14 protein-coding genes are annotated in these 16,597 nt (G+C 64.4%); 3 read left to right on the top strand and 11 right to left on the bottom strand.

Translation table 11 applies throughout. The features are described from left to right. From IFO71_RS03720 to IFO71_RS03765, 10 genes are read right to left on the bottom strand one after another with little or no spacing between them, the layout of a single operon-like run. A complete protein-coding gene (locus IFO71_RS03720) occupies positions 1-1,191 on the bottom strand; it encodes a glycosyltransferase (protein WP_192028194.1) in 1,191 nt (396 codons plus the stop codon). Beyond that, a complete protein-coding gene (locus IFO71_RS03725; RefSeq protein WP_192028195.1) occupies positions 1,184-3,028 on the bottom strand; it encodes an asparagine synthetase B family protein in 1,845 nt (614 codons plus the stop codon). Before IFO71_RS03725 ends, IFO71_RS03720 begins: the two co-directional genes overlap by 8 nt. Next, a complete protein-coding gene (locus IFO71_RS03730; RefSeq protein ID WP_192028196.1) occupies positions 3,025-4,143 on the bottom strand; it encodes a glycosyltransferase in 1,119 nt (372 codons plus the stop codon). Before IFO71_RS03730 ends, IFO71_RS03725 begins: the two co-directional genes overlap by 4 nt. After that, entirely contained in the window at positions 4,133-5,398 is a 1,266-nt protein-coding gene (locus IFO71_RS03735) for a glycosyltransferase family 4 protein (protein WP_192028197.1), read from the bottom strand. Before IFO71_RS03735 ends, IFO71_RS03730 begins: the two co-directional genes overlap by 11 nt. Continuing rightward, positions 5,395-6,561, bottom strand: coding sequence for a glycosyltransferase (locus IFO71_RS03740; RefSeq protein WP_192028198.1), 1,167 nt, complete (start codon positions 6,559-6,561; stop codon positions 5,395-5,397). The genes IFO71_RS03735 and IFO71_RS03740 overlap by 4 nt, the downstream gene beginning before the upstream one ends. Then, on the bottom strand, positions 6,561-7,367 hold the full coding sequence (locus tag IFO71_RS03745; protein ID WP_192028199.1) for a polysaccharide deacetylase family protein: 807 nt from the start codon (positions 7,365-7,367) through the stop codon (positions 6,561-6,563). The genes IFO71_RS03740 and IFO71_RS03745 overlap by 1 nt, the downstream gene beginning before the upstream one ends. Next, entirely contained in the window at positions 7,364-8,689 is a 1,326-nt protein-coding gene (locus IFO71_RS03750; RefSeq protein ID WP_192028200.1) for a porin family protein, read from the bottom strand. The genes IFO71_RS03745 and IFO71_RS03750 overlap by 4 nt, the downstream gene beginning before the upstream one ends. Position 8,690: 1 nt before the next feature. After that, entirely contained in the window at positions 8,691-9,389 is a 699-nt protein-coding gene (locus IFO71_RS03755) for a CpsD/CapB family tyrosine-protein kinase (protein ID WP_192028201.1), read from the bottom strand. Positions 9,390-9,397: 8 nt separating this feature from the next. Next, on the bottom strand, positions 9,398-10,942 hold the full coding sequence (locus IFO71_RS03760) for an XrtA system polysaccharide chain length determinant (RefSeq protein ID WP_192028202.1): 1,545 nt from the start codon (positions 10,940-10,942) through the stop codon (positions 9,398-9,400). Beyond that, a complete protein-coding gene (locus IFO71_RS03765; protein WP_332309307.1) occupies positions 10,939-11,601 on the bottom strand; it encodes an XrtA/PEP-CTERM system exopolysaccharide export protein in 663 nt (220 codons plus the stop codon). The genes IFO71_RS03760 and IFO71_RS03765 overlap by 4 nt, the downstream gene beginning before the upstream one ends. Positions 11,602-11,858: 257 nt before the next feature. Here IFO71_RS03765 and IFO71_RS03770 point away from each other — a divergent pair, with 257 nt between their 5' ends. Continuing rightward, a complete protein-coding gene (locus tag IFO71_RS03770) occupies positions 11,859-12,503 on the top strand; it encodes a hypothetical protein (RefSeq protein WP_192028203.1) in 645 nt (214 codons plus the stop codon). On the opposite strand, the gene IFO71_RS03775 is transcribed toward IFO71_RS03770, so the two are convergent. Next, positions 12,478-13,884 (bottom strand): TIGR03013 family XrtA/PEP-CTERM system glycosyltransferase, encoded by a 1,407-nt coding sequence (locus IFO71_RS03775; protein WP_192028204.1) that lies wholly within the window; start codon positions 13,882-13,884, stop codon positions 12,478-12,480. The two genes, IFO71_RS03770 and IFO71_RS03775, sit on opposite strands and share 26 nt — an antisense overlap. A gap of 292 nt (positions 13,885-14,176) precedes the next feature. Between IFO71_RS03775 and tviB the strand changes: the two genes are divergently transcribed. Continuing rightward, complete coding sequence (gene tviB / locus IFO71_RS03780) at positions 14,177-15,469, top strand: Vi polysaccharide biosynthesis UDP-N-acetylglucosamine C-6 dehydrogenase TviB (protein ID WP_192028205.1); 1,293 nt, start codon at positions 14,177-14,179, stop codon at positions 15,467-15,469. Between the two features lie 120 nt (positions 15,470-15,589). Further along, a complete protein-coding gene (locus IFO71_RS03785) occupies positions 15,590-16,597 on the top strand; it encodes an NAD-dependent epimerase (protein WP_192028206.1) in 1,008 nt (335 codons plus the stop codon).

Genomic DNA, 16,597 nt, shown 5'->3' on the forward strand with positions numbered 1-16,597 from the left:
TCAGCGCGCCTCGGCCGGCTGTCCACCCCGATACAGACAGACCAGTTGATCGACCACCGCCGGCATCGCAGCGCGAGCCAGCAGGTCGGCCCGGGCTTGCTGTCCGAGTCGGGTCAATTCACTGGCATCGCTATCCGCCATCGACTGCAAGGCATCGATCAGACCGTGCAGATCACCGGCCTCGCATAACCAGCCGTTTCGCCCTGTCTCGACGAAATCCTCGCTGCCGCTTATGCGGGTGGCCAACACCGGCAAGCCAGCGGCCATGTATTCCAGCAGCGTGTTCGACAACCCTTCGGTGCGCGAGACCAGCACGCCGACATCGGCCAAGGCCAGATGCTGTTCGACCTGCGAGCTGGGTCCGACAAACTCGATGCCTTGGGCTATGCCCAGATCATTGGCGCGCGCGCGCAGCTCGGCCTCCTGATAACCCGAGCCGACCAGACGCAGACGCCAGTTCCGGTCGTTGAGACCGGCCTTGGCCCAGGCTTCCAGCAGCAGACTGAGGTTCTTCTCGCGCACCAGGCGCCCAACGAACACCGCACGGCGCAGACCGTCCTGCGCTCGCGGCCTCGGCAATGCCTCGAACCGTGCCGTTTCGACTCCGTTCGGAATCCAGTGCAGCTGCCTCGCGGCAAAGCCATAGTGGCTGAGCTGGCGCATCAAGTGCTGGCTGATCGCCTGCACCGCCGACGCGCGGCGCAGCATCCAGCGCAGCAGCGGCTGAGCTGGCGAACCAGTGCGACGCAGACTGCCGTGCTCAAACTCCCAGTAGCCGGAAAACTTCAACACCACCGGTTTGCCCAACAGTCGGCCAACCACCGCGGCCACCGCTGCCATGTTGTTGGCGATGTGAACATGGATGGCGTCGTAATGCCGCCGCCGGCGCACCAGCAACCAGGCAAAGCGCAGCATCAGCAGCAGGGCGCCGATCAGCGGCCAGCGCGGGTAGTCGATGCGCCACAGAGGCAGACCGTTATGCGAGTCGGCACCGGCCGGGTGCTGATCGCTCAATCGCGGCAGCACGATTTCGACCGCAGCACCGCGCGCCGCGAGATTGCGCGACAAGGCCTCCAGCTGGCGCTCGGCACCGCCCATCGAGGGAAAGTGACCGTCCAGAACCATCATCACGCTGGGCATTGCCGAGTTCACTGTCAGTTCGATCAAGTGGGCCAGTTCTGCATTACACATCGAGGTGCCTGCGCATCCAAAGTTCCAATACCGCCAACTGCCACAGCGGCGCCGAGTAGTCCCAGGCGCGATCGATGTGGCGCTGGAATAACTGCTCGACGAATTCGACCTGGAACCAGCCGCGCTGACGGCTGCGATCGCTGAGCAGCAGATCGCGCATCCAGTCCTGGAACTCGCCGGGCTGACGCATCCAGACCGAAATCGGCAATCCAAAACCCTGCTTCTTCTTCTTGATGATCAGCTCGGGCAATACCGTTGCCATGGCGCGCTTGAACAGGTGCCGTTTGTCCTGACCGCGCAGTTTCCAGTGGGCGCGCAAACGTCCTGTGTAGTCGACCAGATCCGGGTCGAGAAAGGGAAAGCGCGCACCGACGCCAACCTGACGGCAGGCGCCGTCGACCTTGATCAGATCGTTCTGCGCAATGGCCAGCTCGAGATCCAGCGCCATCAGCCGATGCAGCTCGCTGTCGGCACGGCATTCGGCATAGGCCGAGCGCATCCAGTTCAGCGAATCGTCGGGGCGCAGATGTTGCCGCAACTCTGCGCTAAGCAGCTGATCGAAGCACTCCGAGGCAAAGGCATCGTCGGTATAGAATCGATCCGGATTGGCCTGACTGCCACGGCGGGTGAAGTTGTCGATCCGATTGAAGAAACGATAGTTGCTGCCGCCAAGCTGGCGTCCGATCACCCGCCCGAAGCCTTTCACCGGCTGCGGCAGACGATAGAACCACTGCATGATGCGATCCTTGGCGTAGCGCTCATTGCCACCGAAGATCTCGTCGCCACCATCGCCCGCCAGCAACAGATTGCGCCCATCGGCTGCCGCCATGCTGGCACAGGCCAGGGTTGGCACCGCAGAGGCATTGCCGAACGGCTGATCATAGAGTTCCACCAATCGCGGCAACACAGCCAGAGTCTCGGCCTGATCGACGGTGCCGAAGTGGCCCTCGGCACCACAGGCTTCGGCGGCTGCGCGGGCAAAGTCGAGCTCATCGTAGCCCGCCTCGGCAAAACCGATCGAGTAACTATGCACGGTCTGCCCGGCATGCTGACGGGCCAGAATACTGACGATGCTTGAGCTGTCCGTGCCACCGCTGAGGAAGCAGCCCCAGGCCTGATCGCTGCCGGGTCGGTAGCGCTGCACTGCTGAAACGATCTGTTCCCGCAGTTCAAGGGTCAGACGATCCCCAGCGCCGTCCAGATCCTCGGCGTAGCTCGGGCGCCACCAGCGATCGACCTGCAAGCGTCCGGCCTGCCACTCGAGCTTGCCGGCGGGCGGCAGGCGCTTGACCTCGGGCAGCACGGTCACCGGGCCTGGAATGCAGGCGAAGTTGAGATAGTGAAACAGGGCCAGCGGGTCGGCCTGACGCTGGCACCAGGGCAGTCGCATCATCGGCGCCAGACTGTTGGCCAAGGCCAGTTGCCCATTCGACTCACTGTAGTACACCGGCAAGGTATTGAACTGGTCGGTGACGGCAAACCAGCGCCGCGACTCCGGCACGAAGGCCACAAACGCGAAGCGCCCGCGCCAGCGCGTCCAGGGCTCACCGCGCCAGTCCTCGAGCAGCTCCTCGGCTCGCCCCAACACCAGATCAAACAGCCCGAACACCTCGATGCCTGGGTTCGCCAGGTGCCGCGCAGCGCCGCTCAGCGCCGCTGTAGCAGCCGTGTGCGCCGGCTGCCAGCTGGGCGCCAGTTCGGCCAACGCGTCCTTGGCCAGGGTGGTGGCAAGAAACGTTCCGACCGAGGGTGCCGGTGCGGTGCGGCGCTGCAGAATTCCGCGTTGGGCTGCTGCCGGAACGCTGGTGCTTGAGGAGACTTCGGGGATTGCATTCATATCGGACTCGCTTCCATGCATCGGTCGTAGACCTGCAGGGTGGCCGCAGCCATGGCGGCGGGAGAAAATTCGTGTTCAGCGCGCTGCTGTGCCGCTCGTCCCAGCCTCTGTCGAAGATCCGACTTAGCATGAAGTTCAGCGATGGCTGCAGTGAGCTGGGCATCGTCGTCGTTGTCGACCAGCAGGCCATGAACACCGTGTTCGATCAGTTCGGGCGAGCCACCGACGCGGGTAGCGATCACCGGCAGACCCTGCGCCATTGCCTCCAGGATGACATTCGACATGCCCTCCTCACGCGAGGGCAGCACCAGCATGTCCGCCGCGGCCATCCAGTCAGCCACGTCGGCGCGCTCGCCGCGCAGCTCGACATCGGCAGCCAAGGCCAGATCCCTCAGCATGTGTTCAAGCGCCGCTCGCTCAGGGCCGTCGCCGACCAGCACGGTCAACGGCCGCTGTGTTGCCGGCAGGTGTGCCAAGGCGCGCAGCAGCAGGGGCAGGTTCTTTGCCACCACCAGCCGACCGACGAACAGCAGCACGGCACGCGCCGGCGGCAAGCCGAGCGCTGTGCGCAGCTCGGACTGGTCGGTCCTGGACCGCTCGGCGGCTTGGCAGGCGTTGGCGATGATGGCGAAACGCGGCAAGGGCATGCCGGTGCGTTCGGCCACCCAGGTCGCGCCGGCACGGCTATTGGAGATCACTGCAGCCGAGCCCTGAATCACCCAGCGCTTGGCGCGATCATGCCAGGCCTTGTGCTGCTCCAGCCCCAGACCGCGCACCGAACTGATCAAACGGGTGTGGGGCACCAGCAGCAGGGCCAAACGGACCCAGATCTCGGCGGTGATCGAAAAGCAGTGCACGACATCGAACTGTCCACGGCGCAGGTAACGCCACAAGCGGAACAAGAACAAGGGATCGATGGCACCGCGCTTGTCGATCTGGTCAACCGGAACGCCTTCGGCGCGCAGGGTATCGACCAGAAACGAACTGCTGCGGAAGTACAGCAGCCGCGGCGTGCGCCGATCGGCCTGCACGCCGCGCAACAAGTGCACGATCTGACGTTGGCTGCCGCCCACTTCCATCTCATCGCTGACCACCAGCACTCGCTCAGCGCGCATTGACCTGCTCCGCGCCGCTCAGTGCGGTCTGCCAGTGGCGCAGCAGCTTGCCCGCTTCGGTCGCCGCATCGAACTGCTGCTCGACACGCTGACGCGCCGCGTCGCTGAGCCGGCGACGCAGTGTGGCGTCCTGCAACAGGCGCTGCAAAGCCTGCGCCAGACCGTCGACATCATGCGGATCCACCAACAGACCGGTGCGATCGTGTTCGACCAGCTCCGGGATGCCCGAGACCCGCGTGCTCACCGCTGCGGCGCCGCTGGCCATGGCCTCCATCAAGGCCACGGGAATGCCATCCTGGTTGCCGGCTGGCGTGGTCACGCTGGGCATGACGAAGATCGCTGCCTCGGCCAGCAGTGCGCGCACGGCCTCCTGCGGCCGCGCGCCGGGCATCTCGAGAGCATCATCCAGACCCAGCTTGCGTCGGGCCGCCTCCAGTTCGGGGCGCAGCTCACCCTCACCAATCAGCCGGCAGCGGAACGGAATGTTGTGGGATCGCAGCCGACCCAGGGCCTCGATCAGCACGGCAAAGCCCTTGATCGGATCCATGCGGCCGACGGTGGCGATCAGCAGCGGGTCACGACCATCCGGCGTGTAGGCGATCTCGGTCAGGTCGACACCGCAATGCACGACTCGCATGCGGGTGTAGTTCGGTGCCCCGTGCGGCTGACTCCAGCGCTTCAGATAGCCGACGTTATAGTCGGAGATGGTGATGGCCAGGCGCGCATCGGCCAGCTTGCGCGCCAGCATCTGATCTTCGACAAAGATATCGTGGGCATGACTGGTGAAGGAAAACGGCAGGCGCAGCAGACGACCGAGCATCCAGGCGGCGCTGGAAGGATAGGTGGCCCAGTGTGCATGGATCCACTGTGGATTGAAGGCCCGCAGGGCATCGAGCACCGCCAGGCTGCGCATCAGTCCGATCAGCGTCTTGCCCAGCACCGCCGGCTGCCGCCACAGGCCCGCCAGCATGGAAGTCAGCACCGTCAGCAGCTGCATCGGCTGCGAAACGGCCTGACGCAATGCCGCCCACCAGCCACGCGGCCCAAGGCCGGGGCCGATCACGCGCGGCATCAAGGCCTGCGCACCAGCCTGCACCATCGACTCACTGGGTGGCTTCAGGCTGAGTATCCGCACATCGACACCGGCCGCGATCAGCTGCTCGATCTCGCGCACGATGAAGGTCTCCGACCAGCACGGAAAGAGCGAAACCACGTACAACACACGGGTTGGACGGGTGGGCGGGTTGCCACTCATACGCCGGGCCCTCGATCAATCGACGCGTTCAGTCGGGTAGTGCTCCACAGATGACCTGGACCACCGCGGAGGTGATCGAGCAGGCCGAGCACGGCGTAGTAGTTCAGTTCTTCCAGCGCAGCCGCCCACTTGAACGGCGCCATGCGCTTCAGGCCAGGCAGGGCAATCGCTGCCAGGCCCATGCCATGGCCGATCAGCTGCAGCAGCAGCAACCACAGCAACTGCCCCTGCCAGGCCAGGCCCACATTGCCGAGCAGGGCGAAGGCGAACCAGATCGGCAGCAGGGCGCGCAGCAGCTTGTGCCCGACCAGACGTGCCCACAACGGATGCCCACCGGGCAGCAGCCAGCGCGGCTGCAAGGCGAACAGCTGCCAGTTGCCGGCCAGGGTGCGGCGCTTGCGACGCGCCTCGATCTGCAGGTTGGGGGCGGGTCGATCCCAGGCGATAGCGGCCGATTCCAGGTCGACCATTCGGCCATCGGCGGCCAGGGCCATCGGCACCCAGACATCGTCGAGGATCAAGCCGGGCGGAATCGTCGGCATGTCAGCTCGACGTACCGCATACAGTGCGCCACTGACGCCGGGCACCGAACCGCAGGCAGCTTCGGCCCGACGCAGCCAGCTCTCGAAGCGCCAGTACAGCCCCACCGATGCCGCCGCGCTGTCCTCGCCCTCAAAACACAGACGTCCACCGACGACCACGGTCGCGGGGTCGGACAGGGCGTGACACAGCGCGTTGATCGAGCCCGGCTCCAGGCGCTGGCGCACATCGCACAGCACCAGCACCTCGCCGCGGGCCTGCTGCAGGGCCTGATTCAGCGCAGCCGTCTTGCCGCCTCGCTGGCTCTGCTGCAGCAGGGTGATCCGCGCATCGGCGAGCGCGCGTATGCGCGCCACAGTGTCGTCATCCGAACCGTCGTCGACCACCACAACATCCAGTTTGTCCTGCGGATAGTCGTGACTGAGCAGACCGAGCAGTTTGCGCTCGATGTCCTGCGCACCGTTGTAGACAGCCAAACACACGGTGACGCTGGGCTGCCAGTCGCTGCGCTGACGCCGCCGCGGCCGCGACCGGGATTGCCAGGCGATCCACAGCGGATAGCCGACCAAGGTCAGCCCCAGCATGGCCAATCCGAACAGCAGACAGAGCCAGGCCCACAGCATCACATCGCTCCACCGAGCAGGCGCCCGCGCCACTGCTCATAGCGGCGGTCGCCGAGCACGCGCTTGGCTGCGGCCAATAGCTGGTAGCGCAGACGCAGCTTGGCCAGGGAGCGACTCTGCGGCTGCAGCCAGCCGGCCAGATGGGTCACCTGGTGCTGCGACGTCACGGCGACGCGCGGCAGAATTCCGCGCCCGCCGCGCAGCAGCCGGCCCGGCGCAGAACCCAGCACCCAGCGATAACCGCATTGCTCGGCCAGCTCCAGCAGGCGCGGCGGACAGCGGCCGCCGGGCGGTGCCAGCAAGCTGACCTCGATGCCCAGCTTGTCCTCGATCTCGGCCTTCGAGCGCCGCAGCTCAGCACTCAGTTGCACTGCATCATGAGCAGTGAAATAGGTATGGGTGTGGCCGTGCGACTGGATACTCATCCCGGCCGCCACCATTTCGCGCAGTTGCGCCCAGCTGACAAAACCCGGCTGGCCGACATTGGCGCTATTGATGAAGAAGTCCGCAGTGAGGCCGCGCTCGCTCAGAATCGGCAAGGCGTTGTCGTAATTGCTGGCGTCGCCATCGTCGAAGCCAATCCAGACCTGCGGCTCGGCCGACTTGATCAAGAGCCCATCCCGCGCACTGCACACGCGCAGACCCTGCGCGACCATCCAGTCCAGCTGGGCGGCGAAGCGCTCTCCGCTGACGGTGTAGTGCGGATCTGCCCCGGCTGGCGCCGCTGCCGGCCCTTCGATCGCGTGATACATCAGCACCAGATCGCCTTGCAATGGCGATCCCTGGTCATGAGCCGTGCTGGTCATCGCCGGTAGCTCAGGGTGAACAGCAGCCGATCATCGCGATACGGCTGCGATGGATCGTCGCTGTCGCGCTGCTGCCGACTCAACTCCAGCCCAAACGACAGCGCGGCTGTGCGCTGAAAGTTCAAGTTAAGCCCATAGCGCCGATCACGATCCTGGCGCTGCAGATTGTCATAGTCGCGCTGCTCGACGGCGGCAAAGACACCCGCCGCCCAACGGGCACGGATCTGCCGCTGCACGCCCAGCCCCAGGCCATCAATGCTCTGATCGAACTGATCACCAAACTGATAGTTCTGCTGGCGATGATAGAGGTCGAAGCGGAAACGATTGCTGGCACCGTTGTGGGTCCAGCCAAGACGCGCTGCCTGCTCCTCGAACAGATCGGCATTGACCGTGGTGGCGCGCGGCTCGCGCAGCGCAATCGGTTGCTCGAAGTCCTCCACTCGCGGCGCCGCCGCCAGCGCATCGGCGGTGGCATCGGAGAGCTGGCTCTGCAGTTGCGCCTCGACCACGTGCTGATTGCTCAGCTGCCACTGCGCGTTGATCCGAATCAGGGGCGCATCCTGATCGCGGCGCAGACCGTCAAGACCGGCGTCGCGACGAATATCGCTAGCACCGAGATCAATGGCAAAGGCGCTGCGTGCCGAGTTGCGCTGATAGCGCAGAAAGCCGTTCAGTCGACGGTAGTCGGTTTGCTGCTGATTGCCGACGCCGGGCGATTGCCGGAAGTCGATCTCGCTCCACTCGACATTGGCCGATAGACTGCTGTCGTCGCCCAGGTTGAGCAGACCGCGCAGGTCGACGCCGTTGCGGTCGGAGTCAAATTCGCGGGTCTGCTCGGCCCGCGCGAGCGTGCGCCGTCCCTCCAGCAGCAAGCGACTGCGAGCAGAGGGCCGCAGGGTCAGGGTCGGGCCGGCAACCAAAACGTCGACGCGCTGCCGATTGTTCGGTCGATCGATGCTGAAACCATCGATCGGCTGTTCCGTGCTCGATTCCTGCAAGGCAAACGACAAGCGCTCTGGCGCGATGGTCCAGCGCCCCAGCACGCCCAGCCGGGTGTAGGTCTCGTCAGCAAAGGACACGCCGTGGTACTGGCGGCGCTGCAGATCGCCGGCAGCCGCCAGGGCGAGTCGCTCGCCTTGGTGCTGGGCGGCAAAGCCAAGGCGAGCGGCGAGCACATTGCCGGCATCGGCAATCCGGCTACGCGCCACATTGCTGCTGTCCTCGTACTGCAAATCAAGTCGATAGTTGAGCTGCACAGCATTGGCCGCAAAGCTGGCCGTGCTCAGTACCAGGGCGATTGCGACGTTAAGGCGTACCAACATGTTAAGGGACCCGGTTGAACACGACGCCACACAGGCGCCGCGGATCGAACACTGCGGCCGCTTCTTTCAGCGCCGCCGTGGTTTCGCGGCCATAGCCGGCCACCAGCACCGAGAAATCGGCCAGCTGGCTGAGGATGCGCGCATCCGGCGAGGAGCTCACTGCCGGGCCGTCCAGCACCACGCTGCAGCGACCGTCACTGCCGCGCAGCGAGTCGAGCAGCATGCGCATGCGATCGGAGTCGAGCAGTTCGCCACTGGCCTCGCGGCGCTGACCAGCCGGTATCAGCATCAGCCGCGCGACGCCGGTCGGGTACAGGATGTCCTCCAGTCGCTCGACCTGACCTTCGAGATAATCGACCAGGCCACCGCGTTCTGCCTTCACTGCCAGTCGTTCGTGCAGCACCGGTGCGCGCAGGTTGCAGTCCACCAGCACTGCACGTCTGGATTCGTCGAAAGCGATCGCTGCGGCCAGATTCAGCGCCACGAAACTGCCGCCACTGTGGCGCTGCACCGCACTGACCAGGCTGACCGCGGGGCGGCCTTCCTGTCGTGCCAGCAACTGGGTGCGCAGATCGCGAAACGCGTCGGCCGGGCGCGAATCCGCCATGTCGTGCGAGACAATCCGGCGCTCGGCCAGCTGACGCCCACTGAACTGTATCGGCGCAACAAGCTCGGTGCTAAGTGGTTGTGATTCGCTCATGGTCGTCCTCAGCGCCCCAGCGCCACCCAGGCATATCCAGCGAATACCGCCAGCACCAGCAGAGCCGCGCCAATAAAGGCCAGTACAGCGCGGCGACGATCGCGGCTGGTTCGGTATTCGGGCACGCTGACCAGCAGTGGCAAGCCGGCCTCGCTGGCCAGCTGCTTGCCATTGCGGGCGCGCGGATCGAACTGCAGCATGGCCAGCAGGATGCCGAGCGGAATGGCGACCCCCAGTAGCAGTCCCCCCAAGGCAAAGTGCATCAGCCGCAAACCGCTGGCCTGCAAGGGCAAGGCCGCCGGCTCCTGCACGCGCAGACTGAGCCCGCGCCGCTCAGCATCAAGATTCATCGATACGCGGGCATTCTCGCGTCGCTTCAGCAGATCCTGATAGATATCGCGATTGACCTCGTAGCCACGGGTCAACTCAGCCAGGGCGGCTTCCGAATCGGCCACCTTGCGACCGCGCTCCAGGGCTTCCTCCAACAAGCGCTCGTTTTCCTTGATCCGCGCATTGACCGCGGCCATGTCGCTCTGAATCTTGGCCAGATTGGCCCGCAGTTGCTGGCCGAGCGGGCTGTCGGCCGATTCCCGGCCACTGCTGGCGCGGTCTTCAGCATTGCGTTGACGATGCATCAGCGCCTGCATGTCCTCGATCTGATGACGCAGGCGCACCACATCGGGATGGGCGTCGGTGTAGTCGAGCAGCAGCCGATCCAGCTCGGTGTTCATTTCCTGGATGCGCAGGGCCAGCTGCAGCGACTGCCGCCGATCATCGGCCAGCTTGCTCTCGCCGGCGAGCTGCTCCTGGATTGTGGTTTCGCGCTGGCGCAACTCGGACAGCGCGGTCTGCGCCTTCTCGATACGCCCTCGCACTTCGGCGACCCGGGTACGAACGTCGATGTCGCTACCTGGCCGCGCTTCCTGATTCTCGGCGCGGAAGCGCTTCAGACTCTCTTCTGCCCCGACCAGCTTCTGGTGATACTCGTTGACCTGGGCAGCGATGAACTCGAAGGCCTCGCGACTCTCGCGCTCCTTGGCCGCCAGGCTTTCCTCGATGAACAGGTCGGAGAAGCGCTGCGCGACCTTGAATGCACGCGCCGGATCGGCATCGGTATAGGCAATCTTGATCAGGTTCTGGCCGGGCGAGGAAATCGTCGTGCGACGCTTGATCTCCTCGATCAATCGGGCCTGGGCCAGAGGATCGGTGACCTTGGCGCTCCAGCCGCCGGCCTGCAAAATGTCCTGCATGGCATCACGACTGAATACCACCTCGCGAGCGATGCGGGCACGGTCGCCAACACTGGTCGGCACTGCTCGCCCTTCCATCAGCGGCGCGATGATATTGCCCTCACCGACCAGAATGGTGGTGGCTGAGCTGAACTTCTTCGGCAGCAGCATGCCGGCCACCAGGGCGGCCGTTGCGATCAGGGCAAACGCCACCATCAGCAGCGGCGCGCGGCGTTGCGCCTCGCGCAGCAGCAAGGGCAGCAGATCCAGCAGCGGATTGGCCGCGCTGGCCTGCGCTCGCCCTGGTAGCGCCTGATAGCTCAAAGCAGGCGCTCCGGCACGGTGATCACGTCGCCTGCCTGAACATCGAGATTGGTTTCCAGATCGCCGCGCTTGAGAATCGCCTCTAGCTTGATATCAAAGGCCTCCCCCGTCCCGGATTCTGCCTTGCGATACAGTCGAGTGCGATTGCCGGAGGCAAACTCGGTCACACCACCGGCCTGCAGCACGGCATCCAGCACGGTCATGCCCTGACGATACGGAATCGAAATCGGCTGCCGCACCGCACCGGTCACCCGCACCCGCGAAATGAACTCGTGGCTGCGCAGATCGACCAGGATCACCGCCACTTTCGGATCGCGGATATAGGCCGTCAGGCGCTGCTCGATATCCTGCGCCACCTCCTGCGGCGCCCGGCCACCGGCCAGCACATCGCCGAGCAAGGGCACCGAAATGCGACCGTCCGGACGCACCGGCACGGTCACACTTAACTCGGGATTACGCCAGACCGACACTTGCAGCCGATCGTCAACACCGATCTTGTACAGTGAGCTGAAGCTGGGATCAGGCGAGGCCAGGGGCGCGGTGGCGGCAGCCGACTCGGCGTCTTCTTGCTCGGCCAGCACAGCCGACGCGCCCAGACCGCCAAGCAGGTAGACCAACAGGGCCGCCCAGACCGGGACTGCAACTCGGGTGTGACTCACTTTGACTCTCCTGCTTGCTCTATCATGCCGACCACCCGGGCACAAAGACGCCCCAGGGCTGCCAAGGCAACGCCGTCTTCGAGCCGGGATCGGGCTCGCATGATACGCGCCCCTGCGTCAGAATTGTGAATCCGATCACATAACGATCGAGCCGAAACCCTGCGTTTCGGCTCCGCCGCCCCTCCGCCCCGAGCTCGTCGAACCCCGTGAATCAAGCGCATCGCCCTTCAAATCCTGCCGACACCGTCGCGTCTGGCGTGGACTACGCCGCCGATTTTGCCGCCCTGAGCTGTGCGCCGGGCTGTGATGTCGACACCTTGGAGCGGGCCTGGCGCCGGGCGATCAGTCAGTGGCATCCGGACCGCGCCAGCAGCGAGCAGCAGGCCGCATTCAGTGAACGCCTGCATCAGGCCAATGCCGCCTACCGCCGTCTGCGCGAGTTTCATCGCATTCATCGGCGACTGCCTGGCGGCGGCGCCAGCCGTCCATCCATGCCGGGCGTCGAGCGGCTTTCCGCGCAGACCGCACCCACTGTCACGGAGGCCGCTGGACCCTCGCGAAAACGCTGGCTGTGGGCCGGTGGCCTGCTCGGCCTGGCAGCCCTGTGGGCGATCCTGGGTCATTCCGAACGCCGGGACGAACCGGTTCGCGCGGCCCGCGTCGGCCAGGTCGACGCGGCGACCGAACTGGCGCAGATCGAGCTCGGCAGCGCGCGCGAGCAGGTGCTGGCGACGCTGGGCAAACCGATCCTGATCGTTGACGGCCGCTGGGAGTACGGCCCTTCGTATATCGAATTCGACAACGATCGGGTCAGCAACTGGTACAGCTCGCCGCTGCGCCCGCTGCCGGTGGCCGCTCAACGCCCAGCGCTGCATCTCAGCGCGCCCCCTTCCCGAAAATGACCACCTCGACGGTCTGCAACAGAATCAGCAGATCAAACACCAGGCTGTGGTTCTTGACGTAGTAGAGGTCGTAACTCAGCTTTTCGCGCGCATCGTCCACCGAAGCGCCATAGGCATAGCGAATCTGCGCCCAGCCGGTGATGCCGGGCTTGACCGCCTCGCGCAGCGAGTAATAGGGGATTTCCTGGGTCAGTTCGCGCACGAAGCTCGGCCTCTCCGGCCGCGGCCCGACGAAGCTCATGTCGCCACGCAGCACGTTCAGCACCTGCGGAATCTCATCGATACGCAGCTTGCGAATGATCTTGCCCACGCGGGTCACCCGGTCATCATCGGCAGTCGCCCAACGCGCGACGCCATCCCGCTCGGCATCGGTGCGCATGCTGCGAAACTTGATCACCTGGAAGCTCTCACCGGCCATGCCGACGCGCTCCTGGCGGTAGAAAATCGGACCACGGAAGCGCGATTCCAGCGCGATGGCCAGCGCCGTACCCAGCATCAAGGGCAGAGCCAGCAGCAGCAACAAGGACGATGCCAGCAGATCGAAGCCACGCTTGCTGATGCTGCGCACGGTACCGGCATCGAAGCCTTCGGCGTAGACCACCCAGGACGGCCGCACCAGGGCCAAATTGATACGGCCGGACTCCTGCTCGAAGAAGCTGGCCAGCCCGCTGATCGTGACGCCATGCAGGCGGCACTGCATCAATTCCTCCAACGGCATGGTGCCGCGCTGCTCATCGGCCGCGGTGACGATTTCATCGATATCCAGCTCCTCGGCCAGGTCGAGCAGGCTGCCCGAAGGCTGTACCCACTGCTCACGAGGCACGGCGTGAGCATCGCCGTCGACCGGCACATAGCCCACCACCTGGAAGGTGCGCCGCTCGGCGCGCCGACGCAGGCGCCGGTCGATCTGCGCCGCACGCTCGCCGACCCCCATCACCAGCACGCGCCGGCGCAGCAGTTCGGCGCGCACCACATGCAGGGCAATCCAGCGCAGGATGATCACCCCGAACCAACCCAGGCCCAGGGCCATCGCCATCACGCCGCGGCCGATCGCCTGGCCTGGCAGGGCGTACTGCAAGATCGCCAGCACCGCACCGCCGACCAGACAGGCCAGCAGACCTCGCACGATGTAGCCATTCAGGCCTTCTCGGGCATACATCACGTACATGCCGACCGCGGCCAGGGCCAGCACTTGCACCGAGGTGAAGATCAGAGCGCGCTCGGTCACCTCACCAAAGGCCAGGGCGGTGAGCTTGGGATCGCCTCCAAAGCGCAGCCAGACGGCCAGATGAAAGGCGCCAAACAGCACGACGAACTCGGCCAGGCCAAGCAATACCACCCAGCGACGAGCGGGGTGCAGTGCGTCAGACAGCGAGCGCATGGGCTGCCACCAGTAGGGTCATGTGATCGATCTTGTGCAATGAAACAGGGGCAAAATGCCGCGACAGGGCGGCCTTTCGGACCGGGCGCGGGCCCTCACCCAAGCAGGGCGGCCGGCATTATGCCAGCAAGTTGGCATGTCCATCACGTAAATTTCGCACCAACTGACGCTCGGCGTCAGTTCCCGACACCTGGGGCGAAGGATTGAAACTAAAGGACTTGCGAACAAGTTCACTCAGCAAGCAAGGCCCCGCCTGAGATAAAATGCGATCCAGTTCACAAATCAGACCCCTATGACCCCCGCACACCTCCCCCACGCCGACGGCGTTCGCATCGGCGTGATTGGCCTTGGCTACGTCGGCCTCCCGCTGGCCGTCGAATTCGGCCGTCAGCTCCCTACACTCGGTTTCGACATCAATCAGCAGCGCATCCAGGAACTGGCCAGTGGCCACGATCACACCCTCGAGGTTGATGGCGCTGAACTGGCCGAAGCGAGCCAACTTCGTTACAGCGCCAGCACGACAGATCTACGCGATTGCAATGTCTTTATCGTGACGGTTCCAACACCGATCGATCAGGCACGACGCCCCGACTTCAGCCCGCTGATCAGTGCCAGCCGCAGCGTTGGCGCGGCGCTGAAACGCGGTGATGTGGTGGTGTACGAATCCACGGTCTATCCCGGCGCCACTGAAGAGGTCTGCGTGCCGGTGCTTGAGCAGGTTTCCGGTCTGCGCTTCAACCAGGATTTCTACTGCGGCTACAGCCCGGAGCGGATCAACCCAGGCGACAAGCAGCACCGGCTGCCGGACATCGTCAAGGTCACCTCGGGTTCCACCGATGAGGTGGCCGAGTTCGTCGACCAGCTGTATCGACGCATCATTCGCGCCGGCACGCACAAGGCTTCCAGCATCCGCGTCGCCGAAGCGGCCAAGGTGATCGAAAACACCCAGCGCGATCTGAATATCGCCCTGGTCAACGAGCTTGCTCGCCTGTTTGCCAAGCTCGGAATCGATACCCTGGAAGTGCTGGAAGCCGCCGGCACCAAGTGGAACTTCCTGCCGTTCCGACCCGGCCTGGTCGGCGGCCATTGTATCGGCGTCGATCCTTACTATCTGACCCACAAGGCACAGGAGATCGGATATCACCCGGAAGTGATTCTGGCCGGTCGGCGGATCAATGATGACATGGGCTCGCACGTTGCCAAGCGGGTCATCCGGCTGATGGCACGCAAGGGCCTGGATATCGGTCAGGCCCGCGTGTTGATGCTCGGCCTGACCTTCAAGGAAAACTGCCCCGACCTGCGCAATACGCGAGTGGTCGACGTGATCGCCGAACTGCAAAGCTTCGGAGTGAAGGTCGATGTACATGACCCCTGGGTGTCGGCCAGCGAAGCCGAGCATGAGTACGGCCTCAAGGTTTCCGAGTCCCTGCCGGAAGGACAGTATGACGCCGCCGTGATCGCGGTGGCACACAGGCAGTTCGTTGAACTGGGCGCCGAGCGTATCCGTGGCCTGCTGAAGTCGAACGGCGTGTTATTCGACGTCAAGCATGTGCTGCCCAAGTCTGCGGTCGATGATCGGCTTTGAGCGATGAGACCACAACCTGTCGATTCGCCAACACGGTAGTTTGCTCCTCTCCCCTTGCGGGAGAGGGGCTCAAAGCCGGTCTACTACACGTCGAAGCACACCACAATTAGCGGTGCACACATGCGAATTCTGATTACCGGCGCGGCCGGCTTCATTGGCTCCACCCTGGCTCATCGTCTGCTCGATGCCGGCCACGAAGTGCTGGGCTATGACAATCTCAACGATTACTACGACCCCAATCTGAAGCTGGCCAGGTTGGAGCGTCTGCAGCCAAGACAAGGCTTCAGTTTCGTCAAGGCCTCACTGGAAGACCGTGCGGCGATTGATCAGGCCTTCGCCGATTTCCAGCCGCAGCGGGTGGTGAATCTGGCGGCTCAGGCCGGGGTGCGCTATTCGCTGGAGAATCCGCGCGCCTATATCGATGCCAATATCGTCGGCTTTCTCAATATTCTGGAAGCCTGCCGACATCAGAACATCGAGCACCTGGTGTACGCCTCGTCGAGCTCGGTGTACGGCGCCAATCGCAAGCTGCCGTTCGCGGTGGAAGACAGCGTCGACCATCCGGTCAGCCTGTACGCGGCGACCAAGAAATCCAACGAGCTGATGGCACATACCTATAGCCATCTGTTTGGCTTGCCGACCACCGGATTGCGCTTCTTTACCGTGTATGGCCCCTGGGGCCGGCCGGACATGGCGCTGTTCCTGTTCACCCGCAAGATTCTTGCCGGCGAACCGATCGATGTGTTCAATTTCGGCAATCACACACGCGACTTCACTTATATCGACGATATCGTCGAGGGCGTGATCCGCACCCTGATGCGGGTGCCGGATGCCGACCCGAACTTCGATCCGCTGCAGCCGTCGCCGGCGACCAGCCAGGCACCGTATCGGGTCTACAACATCGGCAATCACCGACCGGTACAGCTGTCACGCTATATCGAGCTGATCGAGGAAGCGGTTGGCAAGAAAGCCGAGAAGCGCCTGCTGCCGATGCAGCCAGGTGACGTGCCGGATACCGAGGCCGATGTCGCCGCCCTGGTGCGCGACACCGGCTACTCGCCGGAAACCACGGTGGACGTCGGAGTGAAGAACTTCGTCGCCTGGTATCGCGAGTTTTACGGCGTTTGA

Origin of the sequence: Pseudomarimonas arenosa (genome assembly GCF_014841215.1) — a bacterium.
Lineage (GTDB): Bacteria > Pseudomonadota > Gammaproteobacteria > Xanthomonadales > Xanthomonadaceae > Pseudomarimonas > Pseudomarimonas arenosa.

Coding starts and splice junctions, on each gene's coding strand:
- IFO71_RS03720 (WP_192028194.1), bottom strand. CDS start 1,191: ATGTGTAATGCAGAACTGGCCCACTTGATCGAACTGACAGTGAACTCG.
- IFO71_RS03725 (WP_192028195.1), bottom strand. CDS start 3,028: ATGAATGCAATCCCCGAAGTCTCCTCAAGCACCAGCGTTCCGGCAGCA.
- IFO71_RS03730 (WP_192028196.1), bottom strand. CDS start 4,143: ATGCGCGCTGAGCGAGTGCTGGTGGTCAGCGATGAGATGGAAGTGGGC.
- IFO71_RS03735 (WP_192028197.1), bottom strand. CDS start 5,398: ATGAGTGGCAACCCGCCCACCCGTCCAACCCGTGTGTTGTACGTGGTT.
- IFO71_RS03740 (WP_192028198.1), bottom strand. CDS start 6,561: ATGCTGTGGGCCTGGCTCTGTCTGCTGTTCGGATTGGCCATGCTGGGG.
- IFO71_RS03745 (WP_192028199.1), bottom strand. CDS start 7,367: ATGACCAGCACGGCTCATGACCAGGGATCGCCATTGCAAGGCGATCTG.
- IFO71_RS03750 (WP_192028200.1), bottom strand. CDS start 8,689: ATGTTGGTACGCCTTAACGTCGCAATCGCCCTGGTACTGAGCACGGCC.
- IFO71_RS03755 (WP_192028201.1), bottom strand. CDS start 9,389: ATGAGCGAATCACAACCACTTAGCACCGAGCTTGTTGCGCCGATACAG.
- IFO71_RS03775 (WP_192028204.1), bottom strand. CDS start 13,884: ATGCGCTCGCTGTCTGACGCACTGCACCCCGCTCGTCGCTGGGTGGTA.
- tviB (WP_192028205.1), top strand. CDS start 14,177: ATGACCCCCGCACACCTCCCCCACGCCGACGGCGTTCGCATCGGCGTG.
- IFO71_RS03785 (WP_192028206.1), top strand. CDS start 15,590: ATGCGAATTCTGATTACCGGCGCGGCCGGCTTCATTGGCTCCACCCTG.